14 protein-coding genes and 1 pseudogene are annotated in these 21918 nt (G+C 70.8%); 5 read left to right on the top strand and 10 right to left on the bottom strand.

Features of this window, described 5'->3' with window-relative positions; all coding sequences use genetic code 11:
• Nucleotides 1–20: 20 nt before the first annotated feature.
• The 3 genes from D1369_RS03650 to D1369_RS03640 form a co-directional block, all read right to left on the bottom strand.
• Nucleotides 21–2003 carry a hypothetical protein gene (locus tag D1369_RS03650; protein ID WP_007386498.1) on the bottom strand — a complete coding sequence of 661 codons (1983 nt, stop codon included), beginning with the start codon at nt 2001–2003 and terminating at the stop codon, nt 21–23.
• Nucleotides 2004–2582: 579 nt separating this feature from the next.
• Nucleotides 2583–3590 carry a DNA-directed RNA polymerase subunit alpha gene (locus D1369_RS03645; protein ID WP_007386499.1) on the bottom strand — a complete coding sequence of 336 codons (1008 nt, stop codon included), beginning with the start codon at nt 3588–3590 and terminating at the stop codon, nt 2583–2585.
• A 447-nt stretch (nt 3591–4037) separates the two neighbouring features.
• Nucleotides 4038–4406: an STAS domain-containing protein gene (locus D1369_RS03640; RefSeq protein WP_037902281.1), complete on the bottom strand. Its 369-nt coding sequence runs from the start codon at nt 4404–4406 to the stop codon at nt 4038–4040.
• 159 nt (nt 4407–4565) lie between these two features.
• On the opposite strand from D1369_RS03640, the gene D1369_RS03635 reads away from it, so the two are divergent.
• Nucleotides 4566–5036, top strand: a complete 471-nt coding sequence (locus tag D1369_RS03635; RefSeq protein ID WP_007386501.1) for an ATP-binding protein — start codon at nt 4566–4568, stop codon at nt 5034–5036.
• A gap of 191 nt (nt 5037–5227) precedes the next feature.
• Here D1369_RS03635 and D1369_RS03630 read toward each other — a convergent pair whose 3' ends face one another.
• The 3 genes from D1369_RS03630 to D1369_RS03620 all read right to left on the bottom strand — a co-directional run bounded on the left by D1369_RS03630 (nt 5228) and on the right by D1369_RS03620 (nt 9382).
• Nucleotides 5228–5986 carry an NPP1 family protein gene (locus D1369_RS03630; protein WP_007386502.1) on the bottom strand — a complete coding sequence of 253 codons (759 nt, stop codon included), beginning with the start codon at nt 5984–5986 and terminating at the stop codon, nt 5228–5230.
• A gap of 13 nt (nt 5987–5999) precedes the next feature.
• Nucleotides 6000–7115 (bottom strand): chitinase, encoded by a 1116-nt coding sequence (locus D1369_RS03625; protein ID WP_007386503.1) that lies wholly within the window; start codon nt 7113–7115, stop codon nt 6000–6002.
• Between the two features lie 77 nt (nt 7116–7192).
• Nucleotides 7193–9382: an RICIN domain-containing protein gene (locus D1369_RS03620; protein ID WP_118082252.1), complete on the bottom strand. Its 2190-nt coding sequence runs from the start codon at nt 9380–9382 to the stop codon at nt 7193–7195.
• Between the two features lie 623 nt (nt 9383–10005).
• On the opposite strand from D1369_RS03620, the gene D1369_RS03610 reads away from it, so the two are divergent.
• From D1369_RS03610 to D1369_RS03595, 4 genes are all read left to right on the top strand, one after another.
• Nucleotides 10006–11085, top strand: a complete 1080-nt coding sequence (locus tag D1369_RS03610; RefSeq protein WP_007386505.1) for a YihY/virulence factor BrkB family protein — start codon at nt 10006–10008, stop codon at nt 11083–11085.
• A 56-nt stretch (nt 11086–11141) separates the two neighbouring features.
• Nucleotides 11142–11690, top strand: coding sequence for a phosphatase PAP2 family protein (locus D1369_RS03605; RefSeq protein WP_037902285.1), 549 nt, complete (start codon nt 11142–11144; stop codon nt 11688–11690).
• A 560-nt stretch (nt 11691–12250) separates the two neighbouring features.
• Nucleotides 12251–15154 (top strand): aminotransferase, encoded by a 2904-nt coding sequence (locus D1369_RS03600; protein WP_118082251.1) that lies wholly within the window; start codon nt 12251–12253, stop codon nt 15152–15154.
• Nucleotides 15155–15180: 26 nt separating this feature from the next.
• On the top strand, nt 15181–16164 hold the full coding sequence (locus tag D1369_RS03595; RefSeq protein WP_007386509.1) for a LacI family DNA-binding transcriptional regulator: 984 nt from the start codon (nt 15181–15183) through the stop codon (nt 16162–16164).
• A gap of 27 nt (nt 16165–16191) precedes the next feature.
• Here D1369_RS03595 and D1369_RS03590 read toward each other — a convergent pair whose 3' ends face one another.
• From D1369_RS03590 to D1369_RS03575, 4 genes and pseudogenes are all read right to left on the bottom strand, one after another.
• Nucleotides 16192–17256: a LacI family DNA-binding transcriptional regulator gene (locus D1369_RS03590; RefSeq protein ID WP_118083113.1), complete on the bottom strand. Its 1065-nt coding sequence runs from the start codon at nt 17254–17256 to the stop codon at nt 16192–16194.
• A 119-nt stretch (nt 17257–17375) separates the two neighbouring features.
• A complete protein-coding gene (locus D1369_RS03585; protein WP_118082250.1) occupies nt 17376–19760 on the bottom strand; it encodes a beta-galactosidase in 2385 nt (794 codons plus the stop codon).
• Nucleotides 19760–21517 carry a beta-galactosidase gene (locus D1369_RS03580; RefSeq protein WP_037902286.1) on the bottom strand — a complete coding sequence of 586 codons (1758 nt, stop codon included), beginning with the start codon at nt 21515–21517 and terminating at the stop codon, nt 19760–19762. Before D1369_RS03580 ends, D1369_RS03585 begins: the two co-directional genes overlap by 1 nt.
• 18 nt (nt 21518–21535) lie before the next feature.
• Nucleotides 21536–21856: pseudogene (locus D1369_RS03575) on the bottom strand (MFS transporter); the annotation flags it as partial.
• Nucleotides 21857–21918 lie beyond the last annotated feature (62 nt).

Below are 21918 nucleotides of genomic sequence, written 5' to 3'. Positions count from 1 at the left end.
GTGGGAGCGTGCCCCGGTGGTCAGCCGCCGACGTGGATGCCGGGGCGCCGGTCCGGGTCGGGCTCGTTGCTCCGGATGATCTCGCGGGTGACCGGAGCGGTGTCGCCGCGGCCGAGGAGGAAGTAGCGGAACATGTGCCGCAGAGGGCTTCCTTCGGACCAGGCGAAGTAGCAGTGCGGGCGGACACCGGTGGCGTCACGCAGGGCGAGCAGGATCGCGGCAATGGCATTCGGGGCGGCCGGGGCCTCGGCACGCAGGATCCGGTGGCCGTCGACCTCGACGCCGCGGACGGTGAGGGTTTCGCTGAAGTCGGACGGGTCGACCACATCGATCTCCAGGAACATCACATCGGCCGGGCCGGGCACCGGATTGGTGCCGCGCTGTTCTCGTTCCTTCGCCGAGTACTCGGCGCCGTCCCCGGCCTGGCGCCGGTTGGCGATGATGTTGATGGCATTGTCGTGGGCGAGGGTGTCGGTGATGAACCGGCGGGCGTCCGCGTCGAAGACGATGCGGTCGGCGCGCAGTTCGGTGGTGCGAGAGACCCGGGAGATCAGCGACACGGCGATGATGCCGGCGATGAACGCGCCGGAGATGGCGATGCCGTCGGGCTTGTCGACGATGTTGGCCACCAGCGCGTAGAACAACACCCCGGTGAGCAGCGCGAAGCCCGTACCGGCCACGCGCCGCCTGCTCCGTAGGACAGAGACGGTGACGGCGAAGGCGCCGGAGACCATCATGGCCAGGATGCCGGTGGCGTAGGCGCCGGCCTGCGCGTCGACGTCGGCGTCGAACGCGATGGTGATGACGACGCACAGAGCCGTGTAGACGATCACGACGGGGCGCACCGCGCGCCCCCATTCCGGAGCCATGCCGTAGTCGGGCAGATACCGGGGAACGATGTTGATCAGTCCGGCCATCGCTGACGCCCCCGCGAACCACAGGATCAGGATGGTGCTGATGTCGTAGACGGTGCCGAATGCCTCGCCGACGTGCTCGTGCGCCAGCCAGGCAAGGGCCCTGCCGCTGGCCGCGCCGCCCGGCTCGAACTCCTTGTGCGGAATGAGGACGGTGGTCACGAAGCTCGCGGACATCAGGTAGACGCTCATGATGAGCGCGGCCGTGGTCAGCAGCTTGCGGGTGTGACGGATACGCGACTGCAGCCGCTCCTCGTCGTCGCCGTCGTCGGTGGCCACGAGCGGCATCATGCTCACCCCGGTCTCGAAGCCCGAAAGGCCCAGCACAAGCAGGGGGAATGCCAGCAGCGCGGGCTCCGCCAGATGGCCGAAGCCGCCACCGCCCTCGCCCAACGCGTGCGTCCAGGCCGAGAACGCCCCGGGTGTACTGAAGACATCCACCACACCGATGGCGATGACGACCGCGTTGAGCGCCAGGAAGACACCCACCAGCGGAATGGCCACCTTGACCGCTTCGCTGAACCCGAGGAGGAAGACCCCTCCCAGCAGGAGCAACAGCGTCACCGTGAGGGCGACCTGGTGACCGTGCAGGGCGTGCGGGAAGAACGGGTTCTCCACCACGTGCACGGAGGCGTCCGCCGTCGACAGGGTGATCGTGATGATCCACGAAGTGGCAACGAACCCGAGCAGAACCAGTACGAACAGCTTGCCCCACCAAAACGGCAGGAGATCCTCCAGCATGGCCACCGACCCGGCCCCGTGCGGGCTCTCCCGAGCCACACGGCGATACATCGGCAGCATCCCCACCAGAGTCAGCGCCACGATCAGCAGCGTCGCCAAGGGCGACACCGCCCCGGCCGCGAGAGCCGCGATCGCCGGAACATAGGCCAGGCTGGAGAAGTAGTCCACCCCCGTCAGGCACATCACCTTCCACCAGGCGTGCGACTCGGAGTGGTCCTTGCCTGCCGCCGGACCCACCGGCTGCACCCGGTGGCGCAGCAGCCACTGCGCCACGCCGCTGGTCGGGTGAGCGCGCAGCGCCGGGCTGCTCACTTCTTCCGGTACGGCCGGCACGTTCGTTTCCCGCATGTCCCCCATGAGTCCTTCTGCTTCCCGCGATCGGCACATCGATTCCGGCCGCCGCACTCGGCGCCGGCAGACGATCACCGAGTATGCGGCCTCCCCGGAACGCCGACCTCGCCGGGGTGGGCAACCGAAGTCTCAGCAGCTGCGTGTGGGGGCGCGAGGATCGACCAGTTCGCGCGCGGCCCCATCGCGTGCCGCTGTCAGGGCAGGCGCGTTGGTACGTCGCCGGCTGGGGTCCGCACCTCGTCTGCCGCTGCGGAGCGTGGGAAGAGGAGATTCTCGAGAGCGTCCATGCCGAAGAGAAGGGCCATCATCAGGGCGGGCACGAGCAGAGCGAGCAGAATCACAGGACCTCCCGAGGGGTGGTCGGCCTGTGGAGCCGATGGTGCCGCTTCTCAGGATGGAGCCGAATGGTGTAGTGCGCATGTCGTGCACGGTGGGGCAGGCTGTGTTAAGGCCCGCGGTGAGCTCGGGCGGTGCTCTTCGGCGATGCCGTCGAGGTCGCCCCGCGGACGGGAAGCAGCGTGGAGGTTCTCCTGTCCCCGTCCGCGAGGCGTCTCAGTGACCGGCGCGGCGCGGCGTTCAGTACTGCTCGGTCTCCACGAAACCGGCGTCCGCCTCGGGTGCGGCGGCGGCGGTCGGGTCGAATCCGGGCGGGCTGTCCTTGAGGCCCAGGCCCAGGCCGGCGAGTTTTTCCTTGACCTCGTCGATGGACTTCGCGCCGAAGTTGCGGATGTCGAGCAGGTCGGCCTCGGAGCGGGCGACGAGCTCCCCCACGGAGTGGACGCCCTCGCGCTTGAGGCAGTTGTACGAACGTACGGTGAGGTCGAGGTCCTCGATCGGCATGACCAGGTCGGCGGCAAGGGCGGCGTCCGTGGGGGACGGGCCCATGTCGATGCCCTCGGCGTCGATGTTCAGCTCGCGGGCGAGACCGAACAGCTCGACCAGGGTCTTGCCGGCGGAGGCCATGGCGTCACGGGGTCGCATGGCCTGCTTGGTCTCGACGTCGACGATCAGCTTGTCGAAGTCGGTGCGCTGCTCGACACGGGTCGCCTCGACCTTGTACGTGACCTTGAGCACCGGGCTGTAGATGGAGTCGACCGGGATACGGCCGATCTCCTGGCCCACCTGCTTGTTCTGCACGGCGGAGACGTAACCGCGGCCACGCTCGACCGTGAGCTCCATCTCCAGCTTGCCCTTGCCGTTGAGCGTGGCGAGGACGAGGTCGGGGTTGTGCACCTCGACACCGGCCGGGGGCGCGATGTCGGCGGCGGTGACCAGACCCGGGCCCTGCTTGCGCAGGTACATCACGACCGGCTCGTCGTGCTCCGAGGAGACGACCAGCTGCTTGATGTTGAGGATCAGGTCGGTGACGTCCTCCTTGACGCCCGGCACGGTGGTGAACTCGTGCAGGACGCCGTCGATGCGGATGCTGGTGACAGCGGCACCGGGAATCGACGACAGGAGGGTACGGCGCAGGGAGTTGCCGAGGGTGTAACCGAAGCCCGGCTCCAGCGGCTCGATCACGAACCGGGAGCGGAACTCGTCGACGACCTCTTCGGTCAGGGACGGACGCTGAGCGATCAGCACGAGGTATTGCCTCCAGTGGTTCTGCGCCCGCTATGTGACGCCGTGGACACCACGAAGGGTACGGGCCATACGGATACGACTCCGGGAAATAGCACGTGGAGTGGTCCCACCTGGGTGTATCCCGACTCCGGCGGCGGCCTTGCCCCCAGCCCGCACCCGAGCCACGTCCGCATTCCCGAGTGTGAGTGGGGAGGTAAGGGCGACTCGACAGGGGAGAGGTTGGGGAGACAGCCTCTCGGGCTCTTCGCCGTCCATGGTCGGCGAAGAGCCCCTCCCGACACCCCATGGCCCACCGGCTACCGTCGGCTGCCGGGCTCGCGGTGCTGCGCGAGGTCTCCCGGCGCACCAACATCGAGCTGGATTCGGTCACGGAAGCTCTGATCGCCTGGGCGCTGTGGTGCAGCGGCGCTCGCAGCGAGGGGAAGCCCGGGAGCCCGAGTGGAGCGGTCAGGTGTGCAGGGCCTGCTCGATGGTGGCGTGGCAAGGGATGAGAGTGTCGACGCCGACCATCTGCAGGACGCGCAGGACGGAGTCCTGGGCGCCGGCTATGCGAAGCCAGCCCTGCGCTCCGCTCACCTGCTGGTAGGCGGCGACGAAGACGTTGATGCCGCTGGAGTCCATGAAGGTCACACCGCTGAGGTCCGCCACGATGCGTGGCGGCGGCACCGCGCCGTCCTCGCTCAGCAGGGCCTCAGTGAGGACGCCCTTGACGTCGTGGTCGATCTCGCCCCGCACGGTCACGACGCGAACTCCGTCGATCACTTCGCGCTCGACGGAGAGCCGGCGCGGCCGGTCGGCCTTCTGGTTGTCGGTCACTGTCTCCTCGACTGCGCTCAGGTTTGCCCCGTGCGCAGCCGATTCTGCCCCACGGCCATGGTGGGATGCACCCAGATGGCCGTGCTGATCGGCACTGCTGTGACATGCATGATGGCGTGGGGGGTACTGGCGCGTGTCAAGGGGGAGTGAGGGCGAGACGTGGGATCCCATGCCGACGGTGACGGCTGTACCGGGTCGGACGAGCACTTCGTGCGCGCCGGCTACGCCCTGCAAGGAGACGCCGGCTGCATCGCCGACGCCCGCCACCACGCCGTCGCCTTCCTGGACCAGGCACAAGTCGATCATCATCTGCCCGTGCCCGCACGGGCCAGGGAGCTCACTCAGCTGGTGGTCAGTGAGCTCGTCACCAACGCCCTCAAGCACGCCCCCGGCCCCGTCCTGATGGAACTGCGCATCAACGCCCATGCCGTGGACGTCGTCGTGTGGGACAGCGATCCCGCCGTGCCTGCGGCGCGGGCCGCTGATCCCGGCAGGATCGGCCAGCACGGCCTGGAGATCGTCAAGGCCGTCACCGAAGACCTGTTCATCGAGCAGGAGCCGGTCGGCAAGCGCATCACGGCCCGCATCCTCCTGTCCGACATCCCCAGCGATACCGCCGCGCGCAGATAGACGCGCAGCCCGGCTCTCATCCGGCCCGGGTGCAGATCCGAGCCGGGGTCCTGTCCGGCTGCATCTGCCATGACAGCCCGGAGGCCGACCGCGCGTACTCCTCCCGCCTCATTGGTCAGCGTCGGCTCCAGATGAGGATGCCTGCGAGTTGGAGTGCGGCCTGGTAACGGTGCATGCCGGCGCCGCTCGACTCAGGCGTTCGGGTCGAAGGGGATCCCTGACGGCTTGGCACGGTCGAGGGCGTACTGGAAGTCGCCGTCGTCGAGCTTGAGGGTGGCGGAGCCGAAATCGGCGCCCATGAGCCTCTCGCGGTACCCGGCGGGATAGCCGTTCCAGCCGACGAGCCGCGGGAAGAACCAGCCGCCGGTGGCGTTCTCCGGCGGCTCGTCGTTGCCGCTCGCGAACCGGAAGCAGTGCGTCGAGACACCGTCCTTGTGGTAGACGATCTTCGGGTGGGTGCCGTCGAACCGCACCGCCGAGCGGGCTGCCACCTGGTAGCCGGAGTGCTGGGACACCGACACGTACTGCACCTGGTCGCCGGAGACCCACACCACGACGTGCTCCCAGTCGTGGGTGTGCCCGATGGCCGCCGGACCGAGAGTCGCCTGGTCCTTCTCGAAGTAACTGGCGTACATCACGGCACACCAGCCGTTGTTGCACTTCGCCCGCGAGTAGGTGTTGGCGTTGGCGAGTTGGGCGTAGTCGTGGCACTTGCCGTTGACGTCTCCGCCGAGCTTCAGCCCGGGGTTGAGCGTGCCGTCGGCGCCGATCGCGGCGGTGGCGTAACAGCCGTCGCGGTCGTAGTCGTAGGCGGGGGAGAAGGTCTGCTCCAGGCCGTCGGCGTTCTGGGGGAGCAAGGTCAGGACGTTCGCGTGGGCGGTCGCGGGGATCGCCACGACGAGTGCCAGGGCGGCGCCCAGAGCCGTGGTCAGGGATCTCAACGTGCGCATGTCGTACCCCCGTTCAGCAGTAGAGGTTGCCGCCGGGAGCGACCCCGAGGATCGACGTGAAGCGGTTGTAGGCGTCCACGCGGCTCTGCACCTGGGCCGGGTTGCGCCCGTCGCACTCCAGGGAACCGTTGATGCTGCGGATCGTCTGACCGAAGCCGGCCTGGTTGACCATGGCGTTGTGCGGTGTCATGGTGCCGGGCCCGGACTGGGTGTTCCAGTACCAGAGGCCGGTCTTCCAGGCGACCGCGGAGTCGTTCTGCACCAGCCAGGGGTTGTTGAGCAGGTCGATCCCCAACGCGTCTCCCGCAGCCTTGTAGTTGAAGTTCCAGGACAGCTGGATCGGGCCGCGACCGTAGTATGCCGCCTGCCCCGCCGGGCAGCCGTACGGCTGGTTCCAGTCGCAGTAGGTCGGGTAGTTGGCGGTGTTCTGCTCGACGACGTACACCAACCCCCCGGTCTCATGGTTCACGTTGGCAAGGAAGGCAGCGGCCTCCTGCTTCCTGACCGTGTCGCTGCCGGTGGTGGCGAAGCCGGGGTAGGCGCTCAGCGCCGCGACCAGACCGCTGTAGGTGTAGAAGGAGTTCCGGTTCGGGAACATCTGGTTGAACTGCGCCTCGGTGACGACGAATCCGGACGGTGTGCTCCCGCCGCCGCTCGCGGGCGCGTTCCACTTCTGGTTGGCCGTACCGGAACAGGTCCAGATCTGGAGTCGGGTGCCGTTGGCGCTGTTGTTGTCCCGGACGTCCAGGCACTTGTTCGCGGCCGGGTTGACGATGTCGCGGGCGCCGGAGACCACCCACTGCTGGTTGGCGCCGCCCGAGCAGTCCCACAGTTGTACGGCCGCCCCGTCGGCGGTACCGCGGTCGGCGATGTCCAGACACTTGCCGAGCGCGCGCAGGGTCCCGTCACCGGGGTTGGACCAGATCTGGGCGCCGGTGCCGTTGCAGTCGTAGAGCTGAACGGCCGTGCCGTTCGCGGTGCTCGCTCCCGCCACGTCGACGCACTTTCCGGCGAGGCCGGTGATCGTGCCGGAGGCGGCGTGCGCGGGTGTCACCGTGAGCAGGGCGGTGAGTACGGCGGCAAGGACGGCGAAGACCGCGAGGCGGCCTCTGCGCAGGGAAAGGGACATGGGAGAGTGCGCTCCTTGAGGGGGGGTATGGGAGGCCGCCCCCCGGTGAGGAGGAGGGGCGGCCGAAGGGCGGAGCTCTACGGGTAGCTGGTCAGGTTCGCGACGTTGGTCGAGGAGTTGGACGGGCCACCGGTGCCGTTGACGACGTGCCGGATGGTGCCGGTGCCGCCGAGGGAGACGGTCACCATGCTCTGGAAGCGCACACCGGACGTGTTCGGCGCCTCGATGGCTCGTTCCGCGACAACTCCCGGGTTCACGTTGAAGTAGCAGTAGCTGCCGAGGCCGTAGGCCTGGTGGCTGGTCACGGAGTCGGCGACCTTGTAGGCCGCGTAACCCTGCGTCGAACCGTTCGTCCAGGCCGCCTGGTTGGGCGGGTCGTAGGGCATCTCGTTCTGGTAGAAGTACGTGCGGCCGCCGTTGCCGTTCCAGACGGTCTGGTACTTCTGGTAGTGCTCGACGAACAGCCCGTACGCCGTGACGTTGTCGCCGTTGACGACCAGGCCCGTGTCCGCGGTGTTGGTGGTCCAGCCGACGCCGCTGCCGTGGTCGGCGCGCCAGATCCACATGTGGTCGCCGATGACGTTGTCGCTGTTGATCACGAGGCTGGTGGTCGCCTTGCCGACGCCCGCGCCGCCGACGCGGAAGTACACGTCGTGCAGGGAGGTCGGGTTCGCGGCGTGGGAGGCGGAGGATCCGGCCGGCCCGACCTCCATCAGCGTGGGCGAGTTGGTGGTGCCCGCGTCGAAGAGAACGCCCGCGACCTTCACGCCGTCGACGTCGGCGACCTTCATCGCGGTGACGCCGTTGTCCGGCACGAACGTGGCGAGGCCCAGGCCGAGGACGACGGTGTCGGGGCGGGTCACCTGGAGCGTCTGGTTCAGGTGGTACACGCCCGGCGTGACCAGGAGGTTCTTGCCCGCCGCCAGCGCCGCGTTGATGTCCGAGGCACTCGCACCCGGCTTGACGACGTAGAAGGTGTCCAGCGCCAGGGAACCGCCGGGCGGGGAGCCGTTCGCCCAGCTGGTGCCCGTGGAGTTGGTCCGCACCGACGGCACGAACACCTTGTAGGCGCCGTCGGCGTCGACGTACAGGAAGGGCTTCTCCCGGCTGACCGGGGACTGCGCGACCGTGGTGTGGGGCGGGTTGGGGAAGGTGGTGCCGGGGACGCCCTGACTGCCGACGAAGACCATGTTCCAGTTCGAGCCGGTCCAGCTGCCGAGCTGGGAGTTGCGGGTCAGCCACTGTTGCTGGCTGCCGGAGTTGACCTGCCCGTCGATCTTCGTGTCGGCGAGCAGACCGCCGCTGGACCAGCCGTTGTCGTCCAGGGCGAGGTCGCCGCGCAGATGCATCCGGCGGTAGGCCGCCGCCTGGGAGACCGCCCAACGGTCGCCGCCGCCGGTGGGGTTGACGGACAGGTTCTCGGCCCCGCGCCAGAAGTTCTGGGTCGCGTTGCCCTGGAACCAGTCGGCCTCGGCGTGCACCGCACCGTTGATCGTGACCGCGTCCGGAGTCAGGCCCAGCCCCGAGACCTGGGTGTAGAAGCCGACGTTGGCGTCCGCGTTGTAGGAGCCGGGCTTGAACAGGACGGCGTAGCGCTGGGCGCCGAACTGGTTGGTCTCCTGCTGCTGGAAGATCGAGTTCAGCCTCGACTGGATCGTCGAGGACGACATCGACGGGTCGAAGACGACGACGTTGGGGCCGAGGTCGGGGTTGGTGGCGGACTGGGTCACGGGGACCACCTGGAAGCGCTGGGCCGCGCTGCCGTTGCAGGTGTACTGCACGAACTGCACGCTGTCGGCGGTCGAGGCGCCCGGGTCGTCCAGGCACTTGCCGCTGTTGCGGTTGACGAAGTGGTAGGCGCCGCCGCCGTCGTGGACGGGCAGCCACTGCTGGTTGGCGCCGCCGCCGTAGGCCCACAAATGCACGGGCGCGTTGTCGGCGGTGGAGACGTCGGCCACGTCCACGACCTGGCTGGAGTTGTTGCGGTTGTCGATGCGGACGTAACCGTCGCTCGTGGCGGTGAAACTCCACTGCTGGGCCGTGCTGCCGTTGCACGCGTACTGCTGGACGACGGTGCCGTTGGCGGTGCCGGCCGACCTGGCGTCCAGACACCGACCGCTTGCCGCGTTCATGACAGTCGAAAAGCCGGTGGGGAGCGCGGTGGCGGCGGCCTCGGCCGGGGTGGACAGGGTGGTCAGTGCGGACGCGGCGGCCACGGTGGCGAGGGTGGCGGCGCCGGATCTGCGGAGGCGCGCGAGGGTGTGCATGCGCAGAGCCCTTCATGGGGGGTGGGGGTGTCGCGAGGTGTCTGGCTGACCCGGAACCTAAAGGTATGGACCACTTACGTCAAGAGATGAAGTAAGGTTTGAGGGAAGGCGGTTGAACGTGAGGGATCCCGTGGGCCGCTCCCTCTCACCGCCCATCGGGGGCGGTGAGGGCGCGGGAAGTTTCCGGTTCGGGGGCCTTGAGCGGCCGCCGGCGGGCACCCGGCTGCATGTTGTCGCCGGGAGGGAACCCTCGTTGTGATCGCCGTCGCTGTGTCGCTGCTGCCCGCCTTAGGGGCGCTGCTGTACGCCATGGACCGTATCGAGGACCGATTGTCGGCCAGGTCGTCGGCGCCGCGTCACGCCAGAGGACGTCACCTGCGGCTGATCCGCGGCGGCGCCCGGTCCCGCACTCGGCGCGGTGCTGCCGAACGGCCCGAGCGACGTCTCGACGCGGCGTGACAGTGCCGCGTGACGGTTCATGATCTGCGGCACCCGCCCGGACTTCGGATGCAGAAGCCGGGCCCGTCGAACTCCCCGGCATCGTCTCGGATCGCGGTCGGGACGCTCGCGCCACTTCCCACCGTTGTCCTGATTGGGCGGGGGTCCGGGGGTACTCGACGCGCATGAAGCTGCATCTACCTGGACGGAAAGACGACCACGGCGGTGACGAAGCTCCCCAGCGGGAGGTCCCGTCGTCCGAGGACGTGGGCCCCGGGCCCGCCGTGGAGGAGCGCGCCCCGGACGCGCCGTCGCAACTGCCGAAGACGGCGTGGGGGGCTGTGCTGCGGGGCAGCCTGCGGGAGTTCAAGGACGACGAACTGACCGACCGGGCCGCGGCGCTGACCTACTACGGTCTGCTGTCGCTCTTCCCGGCCATCCTGGTCCTGGTGTCGATGCTCGGCCTGACCGGCAAGTCCGCCACGGACACGGTGCTGAAGAATCTCAAGCAGTTCACTCCGGGCTCCGCCCGCGACATCATCACCGGGGCCGTCGAGCAGTTGCAGGGCAACGCCGGGGTCGGGTCGGTCATGGCGATCGTCGGCCTCGTCCTGGCCGTGTGGTCGGCATCCGGGTACGTGGCCGCGTTCATGCGATCGGCCAACCGGGTCTATGACATGCCGGAGGGCCGCCCGATATGGAAGATCCTTCCGGTGCGGGTCGGCCTGACGGTCGTCCTGATGGTGCTCGCCGTCGTCAGCGCCCTGATCGTCGTCTTCACCGGCACCCTCGCCCACAAGGCGGGCACAGCGCTCGGGATCGGCGACACTGCTCTGACGGTGTGGGCGATCGCCAAGTGGCCCGTCCTGGTGGTCCTGGTCACGATCATGATCGCGCTCCTGTACTGGGCCACCCCGAACGCCCGGGTGAAGGGGTTCAGGTGGATCACACCGGGAAGCGTTCTCGCCCTGCTCATCTGGCTGATCGCGTCCGCCGGATTCGCGTTCTACGTCGCCAACTTCGCCTCGTACAACAAGACCTACGGCACCATGGCCGGCGTCATCGTCTTCCTGGTCTGGCTGTGGATCAGCAACCTGGCGATTCTCCTGGGCCTGGAGTTCGACGCCGAGACCGTCCGGCAGCGGGCGATCGCCGGAGGCATGCCGCCGGACAACGAGCCCTACACGGAGCCGCGCGACACCAGGACGTGGGACGAGCAGGACCTCCGCCGGCTCGACGAATCAGGACCGGCGCGCGACGAGTGACGGAATGATCCGGGCTTGGACTGCTTATCTCGGGGAGCTTGGGACAACCGCAGGTCATGAGGTGGTTGACGGACGGGCAAGAGGTCGACGGGGCTCTGACGCGGCGGGCGGCTTCCCGGATCCCGCCGGGTGTGGCCAAGGTGTTGTCGGCGGTGGAGGAGGCCGCTGAGAGCTCCAAGCTGTGGTGCGGTGCCGCCGCCGTGATGGCGTGGAAGGGCGGGGGGCGGGGCCGCAGGGCGGCGGCCACCGGACTGGCGGCCCTGGCCGTGGCCCAGCTGGTGTCGAACGGTGTGTGCAAGCAACTGGCCGGCCGTCCCAGGCCGCCCGCGGAGTGGATCCCGCACGACGAGGTCGCCGATCGCCCCGACTCGTCCTCGTTCCCCTCCGGGCACACGGCGGCCGCGGTCGCCTTCACCGCCGCCGTCGCCCCCACCTGGCCGGCCGCGGGCGCGTTGTGCGCCCTGCCGGCCACCATGGTCGCCGTCGAACGGGTGCAGTCGGGCGCCCACTATCCCAGCGATGTCGCCGCCGGTGCGGCCATCGGCCTGGCCGGCGCCTGGCTCGCGCGTCGCGCACCGGCACTGCTCCTGCGCCACTGGCCCTAGCCACCGGGGCCGCGACGGCCCGACGCGTGGAGAGGAGAGGGACGGGCGGATCGGCCCGGCAGGGACGACGCCCGTTCCGGGGAACTCATCAATGCGGGGTCCGCATCGCCTCCGGGGCACATCGGTGCCGGGAACGTCCAGGACGGCGTCCGGCGTCGCACGCGGGAGAGCATGAGCGAAGGCGCGCGTCGGCCCGCTCGAATCTGCTGAGCGGGCCGACGCCGCTGTGTGCCGGCAGCCCCACACCGCGGGCACACACGGGACAAGCCACCGTGAACCGCCGCCGCGGCTCCCCAGGGACCCATCGTGCGGGTAACCCGTATCCCCAGGGGTAATCCCGGTGAACCGTGACGGGTGAGACCGAGGAAAGCCCGACCGCCTGGTCCGCCCCCGTCACGAGCCCCGCTCGCCCGACCAGACGCGGTGACCAGGAGCGTTGACGTTGACCGGGAGCGTTGACCAGGGAACACGGTTCCCCCTACCGTCGTCCCAAGAAGTGCCGGAACGTTCCGGCAAGGGAGCGGCGGCGTCTCGCCGCCGAAGCGGAGCGGAGCGGACCCATGGGCCTGCCGTCCACGGACTGGCTGGTGCGACCCGTCGCACCGATCGACGAGGCCACCGCGTCCGCCGTGCTGGCGGCCCGGTTCGGGGTGCGGGGCACCGTGCGGGACCTGGGCAGCCAGCAGGACCGCAACTACCGGGTGCGCGGCGCGGCGGGGGAGTACGTCCTCAAAGTCGCCAACCCCGCCACCGGGACGGCCGAGTTGAGGGCCCAGTGCGACGCCGTGGAGCACCTGGCGGCTGCGCTCCCCGGCCTCCGGTTGCCCCGGGCGATCCCCGGCGCCGACGGCGACGTGGTGCAGCCCTTCCCCCTGGACGGAGCCGAACTCTCCTGTCGGCTGCTGCACTTCGTGCCGGGTGAGCCGATCATGGACAGCCGCTATCTCGCCCCCGCCGTCGTCGCCCGCCTCGGTGCACTCGCCGGGCAGATCGCCGCCGCCCTCGCCGACTTCACCGCCCCCGACTGCGACCGCTTCCGGCCCTGGGACCTGCGCAACGCCCTCGACGTGGTCGAGGCCCTCGCCCCGCACTGGCCCGACCGGGCCCGCGCCGACCGGGTGCTGAGCGCCGCCCGCACCGCGTACGCCCTCGTGGAGCCGCATGCGAAGGACCTGCCGGTCCAGTTCGTCCACGGCGACATCACCGACAACAACGTCGTCTGCGAGACGTCGAAGGACGGCCGGCGGATGCCCGTCGGCGTGATCGACTTCGGGGACCTCGGCACCGGCTGGACCGTGGCGGAACTCGCCGTCACCTGCACCTCCGTCCTGCATCACCACGGCGCCGGGCCCGCCTCCGTCCTGCCCGCCGTCCGCGCCTTCGACGCCGTACGCCCCCTCTCCGACAGCGAGACGGCCGCGCTGTGGCCGCTCGTCGTGCTGCGGGCCGCGGTCATGGTGGTCAGTGGGCAGTACGACGTCCTCCAGGACCCGGACAACGGCTACGCGTCCGCCGCCCTGGACCGGGAGTGGGCCATGTTCGAGTCGGCCGTCTCCGTCCCGGCGCAGGTGATGACGGCCCAACTGCGGGAGGCACTCGGCCGCCCCCTGCCGCAGGTCGCCGTCGTCCCCGCCCACCGCATGCTGCCGGACCTGCCCGACGACATTCCGGCGCTCGACCTCTCGGCGCAGAGCGACGACCTGCACACGGGCCGCTGGCTGGAGGCGGACGCCGAAGCCGCCCTGGCCTCCGGCCGGCCGGCGGCCCGTACCCGGCACGGCGAGTTCCGCCTCACCCGCACCACGCTCGACACCACGGACCTCCCGGCGACCTGCGCCCTCGGAGTGGACCTGCATCTCGCGCACCCCCTGGAGGTGCGCGCGCCCTGGGCGGGCACGCTCACCCGGCACGCCGATGGCACGCTCGAGCTGCGCGGCGAGGGACCGGTCCTGTGGCTGTACGGCATCGCCGACCCGGCCGCATCCGGGCCGATCGCCGCCGGCCGGCGCCTCGGCACCGTCGCCGAGCGGGACGGCGGGCACCCCCTCGGCCTCCAGCTGTCGACCCTGGCCGACCGGCACCCCCCTCGGTTCGCCACCCCGGACCTGGCCGCGGGCTGGCTGGCGGTGAGCCCGGACCCGACGGCACTGATCACCGGGCGGGACCCGGAGGAGCCGTCCGCCGACAAGGATCTCCTCGACCGCCGCGACCGCGCCTTCGCCACCGTCCAGGAGCACTACTACGACGAGCCGCCCCGCATCGAACGCGGCTGGCGCCACCACCTCGTCGACACCCAGGGCCGCGGCTATCTCGACATGCTCAACAACGTGACCATCCTCGGCCACGGCCACCCCGGGCTGAGCGACGCCGTGCACCGGCAGTGGCGGCGCCTCAACACCAACTCCCGCTTCCACTACGGCTCGGTGGTGGAACTCTCCGAGCGGCTCACCGCGCTCCTGCCCGCGGAACTGGACACCGTCTTCCTCGTCAACAGCGGCTCCGAGGCCGTGGACCTCGCCCTGCGCCTGGCCTGGGCGGCGACGGGACGGCAGGACACCGTCTCGGTCGAGGAGGCGTACCACGGATGGACGTACGCGAGCGACGCGGTCTCCACCTCGATCGCGGACAATCCGAACGCCCTTTCCTCACGGCCGAGTTGGATCCACACCGTCGCCGCCCCCAACTCCTACCGGGGCCGACGGCGCGGCGCCGAGGCACGGCGGTACGGCCCCGAGGCCGCCGCGCGGATCACCGAACTCGCCGCACAGGGCCACCGGCTCGCCGCCTTCATCTGTGAGCCCTTCTACGGCAACGCGGGCGGCCTTCCCCTCCCGGACGGTTACCTCCAGGAGGTCTACGAGGCCACCCGCGCCGCCGGCGGTCTGTGCATCGCGGACGAGGTGCAGGTCGGCTACGGCCGACTCGGCACCCACTTCTGGGGGTTCGAACAGCAGGGCGTGGTACCGGACGTCGTCACCGTCGCCAAGGCGATGGGCAACGGGCACCCGCTGGGCGCGGTGATCACCCGGCGCGAGATCGCCGACGCCTACCGCAGCCAGGGCTACTTCTTCTCCTCGGCCGGTGGCAGTCCGGTCAGCAGCGTGGTCGGACTGACCGTGCTGGACGTGCTGCGGGACGAGCGGCTCCAGGACAACGCGCTGGAGACGGGCGGGTACTTGAAGCGGCTGCTGGAGGAACTCGCCGCCCGGCACCCGCTGATCGGCGCGGTGCACGGCTCCGGGCTGTATCTGGGCGTCGAGTTCGTCAGGGATCGCGAGACCCTGGAGCCCGCCACCGAGGAGACCGCCGCGATCTGCGACCGGTTGCGCGAGCTCGGCGTGATCGTCCAGCCGACCTCGGACAGACAGTGCGTACTGAAGATCAAGCCACCCCTGTGCCTGACCCGGCGGAGCGCCGACGTGTTCGCCGCCGCCCTGGACGACGTGCTGACCCACGGCTGGTGAGGCGGGTGCCGGCCAGGAACGCCCGCATGCCGACCGGACCCGGCGCGTCCGCCACCCTCGCCGACGTCGCCCGTGGGGCGGGCGTCTCCAAGACCACCGCGTCGGACGCGCTGCGCGGCCACGGCCGGGTGTCCGACGCGACCCGCCGGGCCGTCCTGGACACCGCCCGGCGCCTCGGATACACGCCCAACCGCAGCGCCCGCAGCCTGCGGACCTCGGTGACGGACACCATCGCGCTGCACATCCCGGAGTTCCTCACCAGCGCCGAGTACTACATGTCCTTCGTGTTCGGCGCCGCCGAACAGGCCGCGCGCGCCGGGCTGAACGTGACCCTGGTGTCCTCCGGCCGCATCCCGCAGGTGGACGGGCTGATCCTGTGCGACCCGATGCCGGACAACCCGGTCGTGGACCAGCTGATGAGCGCGGGGCTCCCGGTCGTCACGGCCGAGCGCTACGGCGGCGCCGCACAGCCCACCGGCGTGATCTGGTCCGACCACGAGACCTCCCTGACGGAACTCCTCGACCATCTGCGGGCGAGGGGCGCCCGCAGACCCGCGCTCATCACCTCCGACTCCACCGCCGACTGGGCCCTCACCCTCCAGCACACCTACGCGCACTGGTGCGCCGAGCACGGCATCCAACAGCTCCTGCGTAGAGCGCCGTTCGGGTCCCCACCTGACGTGCTCCGCGGCGTCGTAGGGCAGTTGCTCACCGAGGCGCCGGAGACCGACGCGATCGTGTGCGCGGCCGACGGGGCCGCGGCGGCCGTCCTGCCCGAGATCCGGTCGGCGGGCCGGGTCGTGGGCGAGGACCTGCTGCTGGCCTCCTGCGTGGACAGCGCGGCGATGCGGACCGCGGAACCCCCGATCACCGCGATCGACCTGAGACCCCGTCACATGGGCGCGGAATGCGTCCGGTTGCTCTGCGGGATACTCGCCGGCGAGGCGCCGCGCGGCACCGCCCGCACCCTGGCCATCGACATGATCGTCCGGGCATCCACGGACTCGTGAGGCGACAGGACCTGGACGGCACCGCCCTCAGCGCCCCGGCGCCGCCCCGCTGCTCGCGCGGATCACGAGATCGACCGGGACGAGGGAGTCGGGCGGCGGAGGTGCCGAGTCGTCGATCCGGCTCAGCAGGAGCCGCAGGGACCGGGTGCCGATCTCCGCGAAGTCGGTGCGCACGGTCGTCAGCGGCGGAAGCAGATGCGCGGCCTCGGGGATGTCGTCGTAGCCCACCACGCTGATCTCGCCCGGCACCGAGCGGCCCGCCTCGTGGAAGGCGTGCAGGGCCCCGAGTGCCATCTGGTCGTTGGACACGAACACCGCGGTGACGTCCGCGCGCCGGGACAGCCGGCGGCCCAGGTGGTAGCCGGAGTCGGCGCTCCAGTCGCCGAACAGCGGCTCGGGGACCGGTACTCCGGCCGCCTCCAGCGTGGAGCGCCAGCTCGTCAGACGCTGGTCGGCGGAGGTCCAGCCGCTCGGGCCCGCGATGTGCCAGACGGTCGGGTGGCCGAGCCCCAGCAGGTGCTCGGTGGCCTTGCGGGCACCCTCCCGCGAGTCACCGGTGACCCGCTCGGTCTCCGCGTCGAAGCCGTTCTCCAGCACCACCAGCGGGGTGTCCAGACGGGTGTCCGCCAGAGCGTGGCCCACCCACAGCTGCGGGGCGATGGCGATCACGCCGTCCGCGCCCTCGGCGGAGAGCCGGTCGACGGCCTCGACGACCGTGTCGCGCTCGGCCGAGTCCAGGGAGATGGAGCTCAGCAGATAACCGGCCTCCTGGGCCGCGGAGTTGATGGCGGTGAGGATCGCGGCGGGCCCGTAGCGCGCGGCGTCGAAGGTGATCACCCCGAGCATCCGGGTTCGTCCGCTGGCCAGCGAACGGGCGCTGCGGCTGGGCCGGTAGCCGAGGGTCCGCATGGCCGTCAGGACCGCCTCGCGGGTCTCCGGGCGGACGGACGGATGCTCGTTGAGCACCCGGGAGACGGTCTGCTTGGAGACACCGGCCAGCCGGGCCACGTCGTCCATCACCGGACGCGAACCGGCGAAGTTGCGTCGGCTGCGCCCCTTCGGTGCGGCTCCCTCGGCGGGGCTTGGAGTCATGGTGGTGGTGTCCTCGACGTGGTGGCGGCGGTGGTACAACGGTCCCGGCCCGCCCGGGGAGCACAGCATAGGCGGACCGGGACCGGGGATCCGGCAGGTGCACGGGGCTTCACGGCAGGTCAGGCCGCCGGGACCGACCAGGTGTGCCGGGTGATCCACTCGGCGTGCGTGACGGCGGCCGTCTCCCGGGCACCGTGCGCCTGCTCGGGCAGATGGACCGGCGCCTGCGCGTGCAGCGGCAGCACCCGCAGCCGCAGACCCTCGGCGCGCAGCGCGTCCGCGGGAATCCGGTCCAGGCCGATGTCCCAGACCCGCCCGGACCAGAACTGGTCGGCGACCAGCGAGTCCCCCACGTACGCCCGCCCCACGTCCCCGCTCCAGTGCAGCCGCAGCAGCGTCCCGGGCGGCAGCCCGTCCGGCACCTCGACGTGGTACTCGGCGGCCACGGTGTCGAACCACTTGTCGGCCGGCGCGCTCGCCCGGCCCAGGACACCGGTGACGGTCTCGGGGGCGCGCCCGGCGGCCCGCACGAGGGTCACCTCGGGCGCGGAGCCCTCGACGGCCGGCGCCGCCGGGACCGCGTAACGGGTGAACACCCCGTCCGTGACCGCCTCCGCCCGCACCCCGTCCACCACGGGCGCCCGCTCGGGCGCGGGCAGCACGGCGAACGATGTCGCCGTCCCCGAACCGTGCAGCCGTACCGCGTCCCGGTCGAAGACCACGCCGTCCCCGCTCAGCACCAGCCGCGCGGCACCCCACGCCTCGCCCCGGTAGACGGTACGGGCCCTTGCCGCGTCCAGCACCAGCAGACCGACCCTCCCGCCCTCGGCGGTGTCCACCTCCACGAGGGCGTCGGTGCCGGGCCGCAGCCCGGTCACCAGCAGCCGGTCGCCGGCCGGGACGACATCCCCGGTGGGCGTGCGCACGGCCGACACCGTGGCCGCGTCGAGGGCGAGTTCGGGCGCGATGCCGTCCGTCGCGGCCAGCACCAGGACCGTACAGCCGTCGACGTCGACCGTGCACACCGGCTGGGCGGTGGCCCACTCCAGCCGCAGACCGGCCACGTCCAGACGCAGCGGCCAGCAGAAGTACGCGCCGCTCGGGACCGTGACGGGAGCGCTGGGCAGGGTCAACTCACCTCCGCCTGAAGGAAAGTCGACCGTGAAGGACGTCTCGGGGCGCTCCGGCAGCTGCTCGTGCGGCTGGTGGTTGTTGACGAACAGGAAGCCCGCGGTGCCGTCCCCGCGTACCGCCCAGCGCAGGGTCTCCCGGTCGAACTGCCCGTCCGGCCGCCGCTCGGGCAGTACGGACTCCATGGGGGCGATCAGGTGCCCGAAGTCCGCCAACAGCAGGTGCTGGAGCCGAAGTTCGTGGTAGGTCCGCCGGTACTGACCGTACTCGCCGAGCGGGGCCTGGAAGTCGTACATCAGCACGGGCAGGTCGTTCGGATAGCCGGTGGCGTGCGACTCCTGGAGGGTGCTGAGCTCACCCGCCGGGTTGGTGCCGCCGTGGAACATGTAGTAGCCCTGCCAGACCGAGCCGCAGCCGATCTTGGTGAGGCCGAGCGCGCCGATGTCGTCGGGGTCGACGTACGGCCGACGGTGGTACGACACCGCCATGCCTCCGCCCAACTCGCAGGTGGCCCAGGGGAACCGGTCCGCGAACGCGTCGGGCGCGCTGCCGCGTACGCGCACCGGGCGCAGGTCGGATCCGATGCCCTCGTCGTCGCGCTGGTGGGTGAAGAAGAAGTGCTTGCGGCAGGTGTCGGGCCAGCCGCCGTCGGCCTCGGTCCAGAAGGCCTCCGTGTAACCGCCGTACAGCGGAAGCAGTTCGTCCGGCGGGAGTTGCACACCACCCCAGGCGGTCGACGTCCACAGGGGCGCGCTCAGTCCGGCCTCCTGGGCCATCCGCTTCAGCGTCAGCAGGTGGCCGGGCTGGTCGTAGAGCTCGTTCTCGATCTGGATCGCCACGACCGGCCCGCCGTGGGCCCGGTCGAGGCCGTCCAACTGCTCGGCGATCGCCGCGAACCAGGTGCGTACGGCGTCCAGGTACACCGGGTCGTCGGTGCGGGGCACGCAGTCGCGGGCCAGCACCCAGTCGGGCAGTCCGCCGCCCCGGACCTCCGCGTGCGACCAGGGGCCGACGCGGGGGATGAAGTCCAGGCCGTGCCGGGCGCACAGCTCGGCGAAGCGGCGCAGGTCGCGGTCGCCGTCGAAGCGGACGCGGCCCTCGATCTCCTCGTGGTGGATCCAGATGAGGTAACTGGCGACAGCGGTGACACCGCCCGCCTTCATCTTCAGCAGCTCCTCCTCCCACTCCCCGGCGGGGTAGCGGGAGTAGTGGAACTCGCCGGACACCGGGAACCACGGGCGGCCGCCGCGGGTGAGCCAGCGGCTGGTGACCTCGATCGGATCGGGCACCCCGGGGGCGTCCGCGAAGGGCAGGTGCCCGGTCAGCGGAGGCCCGGCGGGGGAGGGGAGGCGCAGGCGATGCGGGTGGGACATCAATCGCTCTCCGGTCCGAGGTCGGGCGTGTCGGTGAACTGGGCGCGCGTGCCGGTGGTGGCGTGCAGCTCCAGCAGGACCAGTTCGTTGGCGCCGGGGCGCAGGACGGGAGCGGGGACGTACAGCGTGTGCTGGGGGCCGCGGTTCCAGTAGCGGCCGAGATGGAAGCCGTTGACCCAGGCCTGGCCCTTCGTCCAGCCCGGCAGGGAGAGGAAGGTGTCCGCCGGGCTGTCCACCTCGAAGGTGCCCCGGTGGAAGGCGGGTACCGCGTCCGTGGTCGCCGTGGACGGCCCGAACGGCACGGCGGCCAGGTCGTCCAGCGGCACGGGCCGGCACTCCCAGCCGCGCAGTTCGGTGCCCTGGAAGGACACCGGGCCGAGCAGCCCCTTGGGCGCCCCGATACGCGGCCCGTAGTTGACCCCGCCCATGTTCTCCACCAGGACCTCGAGAACGGCACCGGCGTGCGGGACGCGTACGGACAGCGTCTCGTCGTGCCGCTCCCGCTCCAGTACGCCCACGGAGGCGCCGTCCACGAAGACCTGCGCGCGGTCGCCGACGCCGTCCGGGAAGCGCAGCAGCCCGTCGCCCGAGCCGGGCAGCGTGGTGCGGTAGAGCACGTAACCGGTGTGCACGCCCAGCTCGTTCATCGTCACCGGGGTCTCGGTGTCCGTCGACGACAGCCCGCGGAGGTACGGCAGCAGCGGCGCCCGGTGGGCCAACTCGACGTCGGTGACCGGGAGTTTGAGTGCGGGCGCCGGGGCCGGCTCGTCGGGCGTGGCCGTGTGGTGGGCGATCACCTCGCGGAAGGCGTGGTACTTGGGGCCGGGATCGCCGCTCTCGGTGAGCGGGGCGTCGTAGTCGTAGGACGTGACGGTGGGCTCGTAGGCGTGCTTGTGGTTGGCGCCGTTGGTGAAGCCGAAGTTGGTGCCGCCGTGGAACATGTAGATGTTGACCGAGGCGCCGGCCGACAGCAGGCGGTCCAGGTCGGCCGCGGCGTCGGCGGCGGACCGTACGTGGTGCGGTCCGCCCCAGTGGTCGAACCAGCCGACCCAGAACTCCGAGCACATCAGCGGGCCTTCAGGCTGATGGGTGCGCAGGGCGGCCAGGTTCTCCTCGACCCGGCTGCCGAAGGTGGCCGTGGCGAGCGTGCCCGGGAGGGTACCGGCCGCCAGGTGCTCGGCGCTCGCCTGGTCGCAGGTGTACAGCAGCTCCTCGACACCGCGGTCGCGCAGCGCCTGGTGGACGTGCTTGAGATACGCGGTGTCGTCGCCGTACGCCCCGTACTCGTTCTCCACCTGCACGGCGATCACCGGCCCGCCGTGTGCCGCCATGAACGGCCGCAGTGCGGGCAGGAGTTGGTCGAGATAGCCGTCGAACGCCCCGGTGAAACGGGGGTCGCTGCTGCGCAGCCGGATGTCGGGGTCCGCGAGCAGCCAGGCGGGCAGACCGCCGTCGTCCCACTCGGCGCAGATGAACGGCCCCGGGCGCAACAGGACGTGCAGGCCCTCGTCCTGGGCGAGGCGCAGCCACCGGGGCAGATCGAGGAAGCCGTCCAGGACCAGGGTGCCGGGCTCGGGCTCGTGGAGGTTCCACGGCAGATACGTCTCGATGGTGTTGAGGCCCATCAGCCGGGCCTTGCGCAGCCGGTCGGTCCACTGGTCGGGGTGGATACGGAAGTAGTGCATGGCTCCGGAGATGATCCGGAACGGCTCGCCGTGCAGGAGGAAACCGTCGGAGGACGTCGTCAGAGCGGGCATGCGGGGCATCCCTTCGAGTCAGCGGGAGATCAGGGGAGTTCGGGTGCTGCGGAGGAGCCAGAGGGTTGCGGCCAGGCACAGTGCCGGGACGCAGCTCAGAAGGAGGGGCACGGCCCGGATCCCGGACCACTCGATGGCCTTGCCCAGCGTCGGTCCGGCCGCCACACCGCCGATCATCGAGGCGGCGATGACCAGGGCGCCGGCCCGTCGGGCGCCGGGGGCGTCCCGGTGCGGCCAGGGCAGGCCGGTCGGAAAGATCGGCGCGATGAACAGACCGACACCGGCGTACGCGTAGGGCGCCAACTCCCGTACGGACGCCGGCAGGAGACAGACCGTCATGCGGTCGCGGCCACCCTGGCGCCGTATCGCACGGTCTCCAGTGGCCGGAGTGCGCGCGGGTA

This window comes from Streptomyces sp. CC0208, from assembly GCF_003443735.1.
Lineage (GTDB): Bacteria > Actinomycetota > Actinomycetes > Streptomycetales > Streptomycetaceae > Streptomyces > Streptomyces sviceus.
The sequence above is the reverse complement of the archived record's forward strand: the minus strand, read 5'-3'. Positions and strand labels throughout refer to the sequence as shown.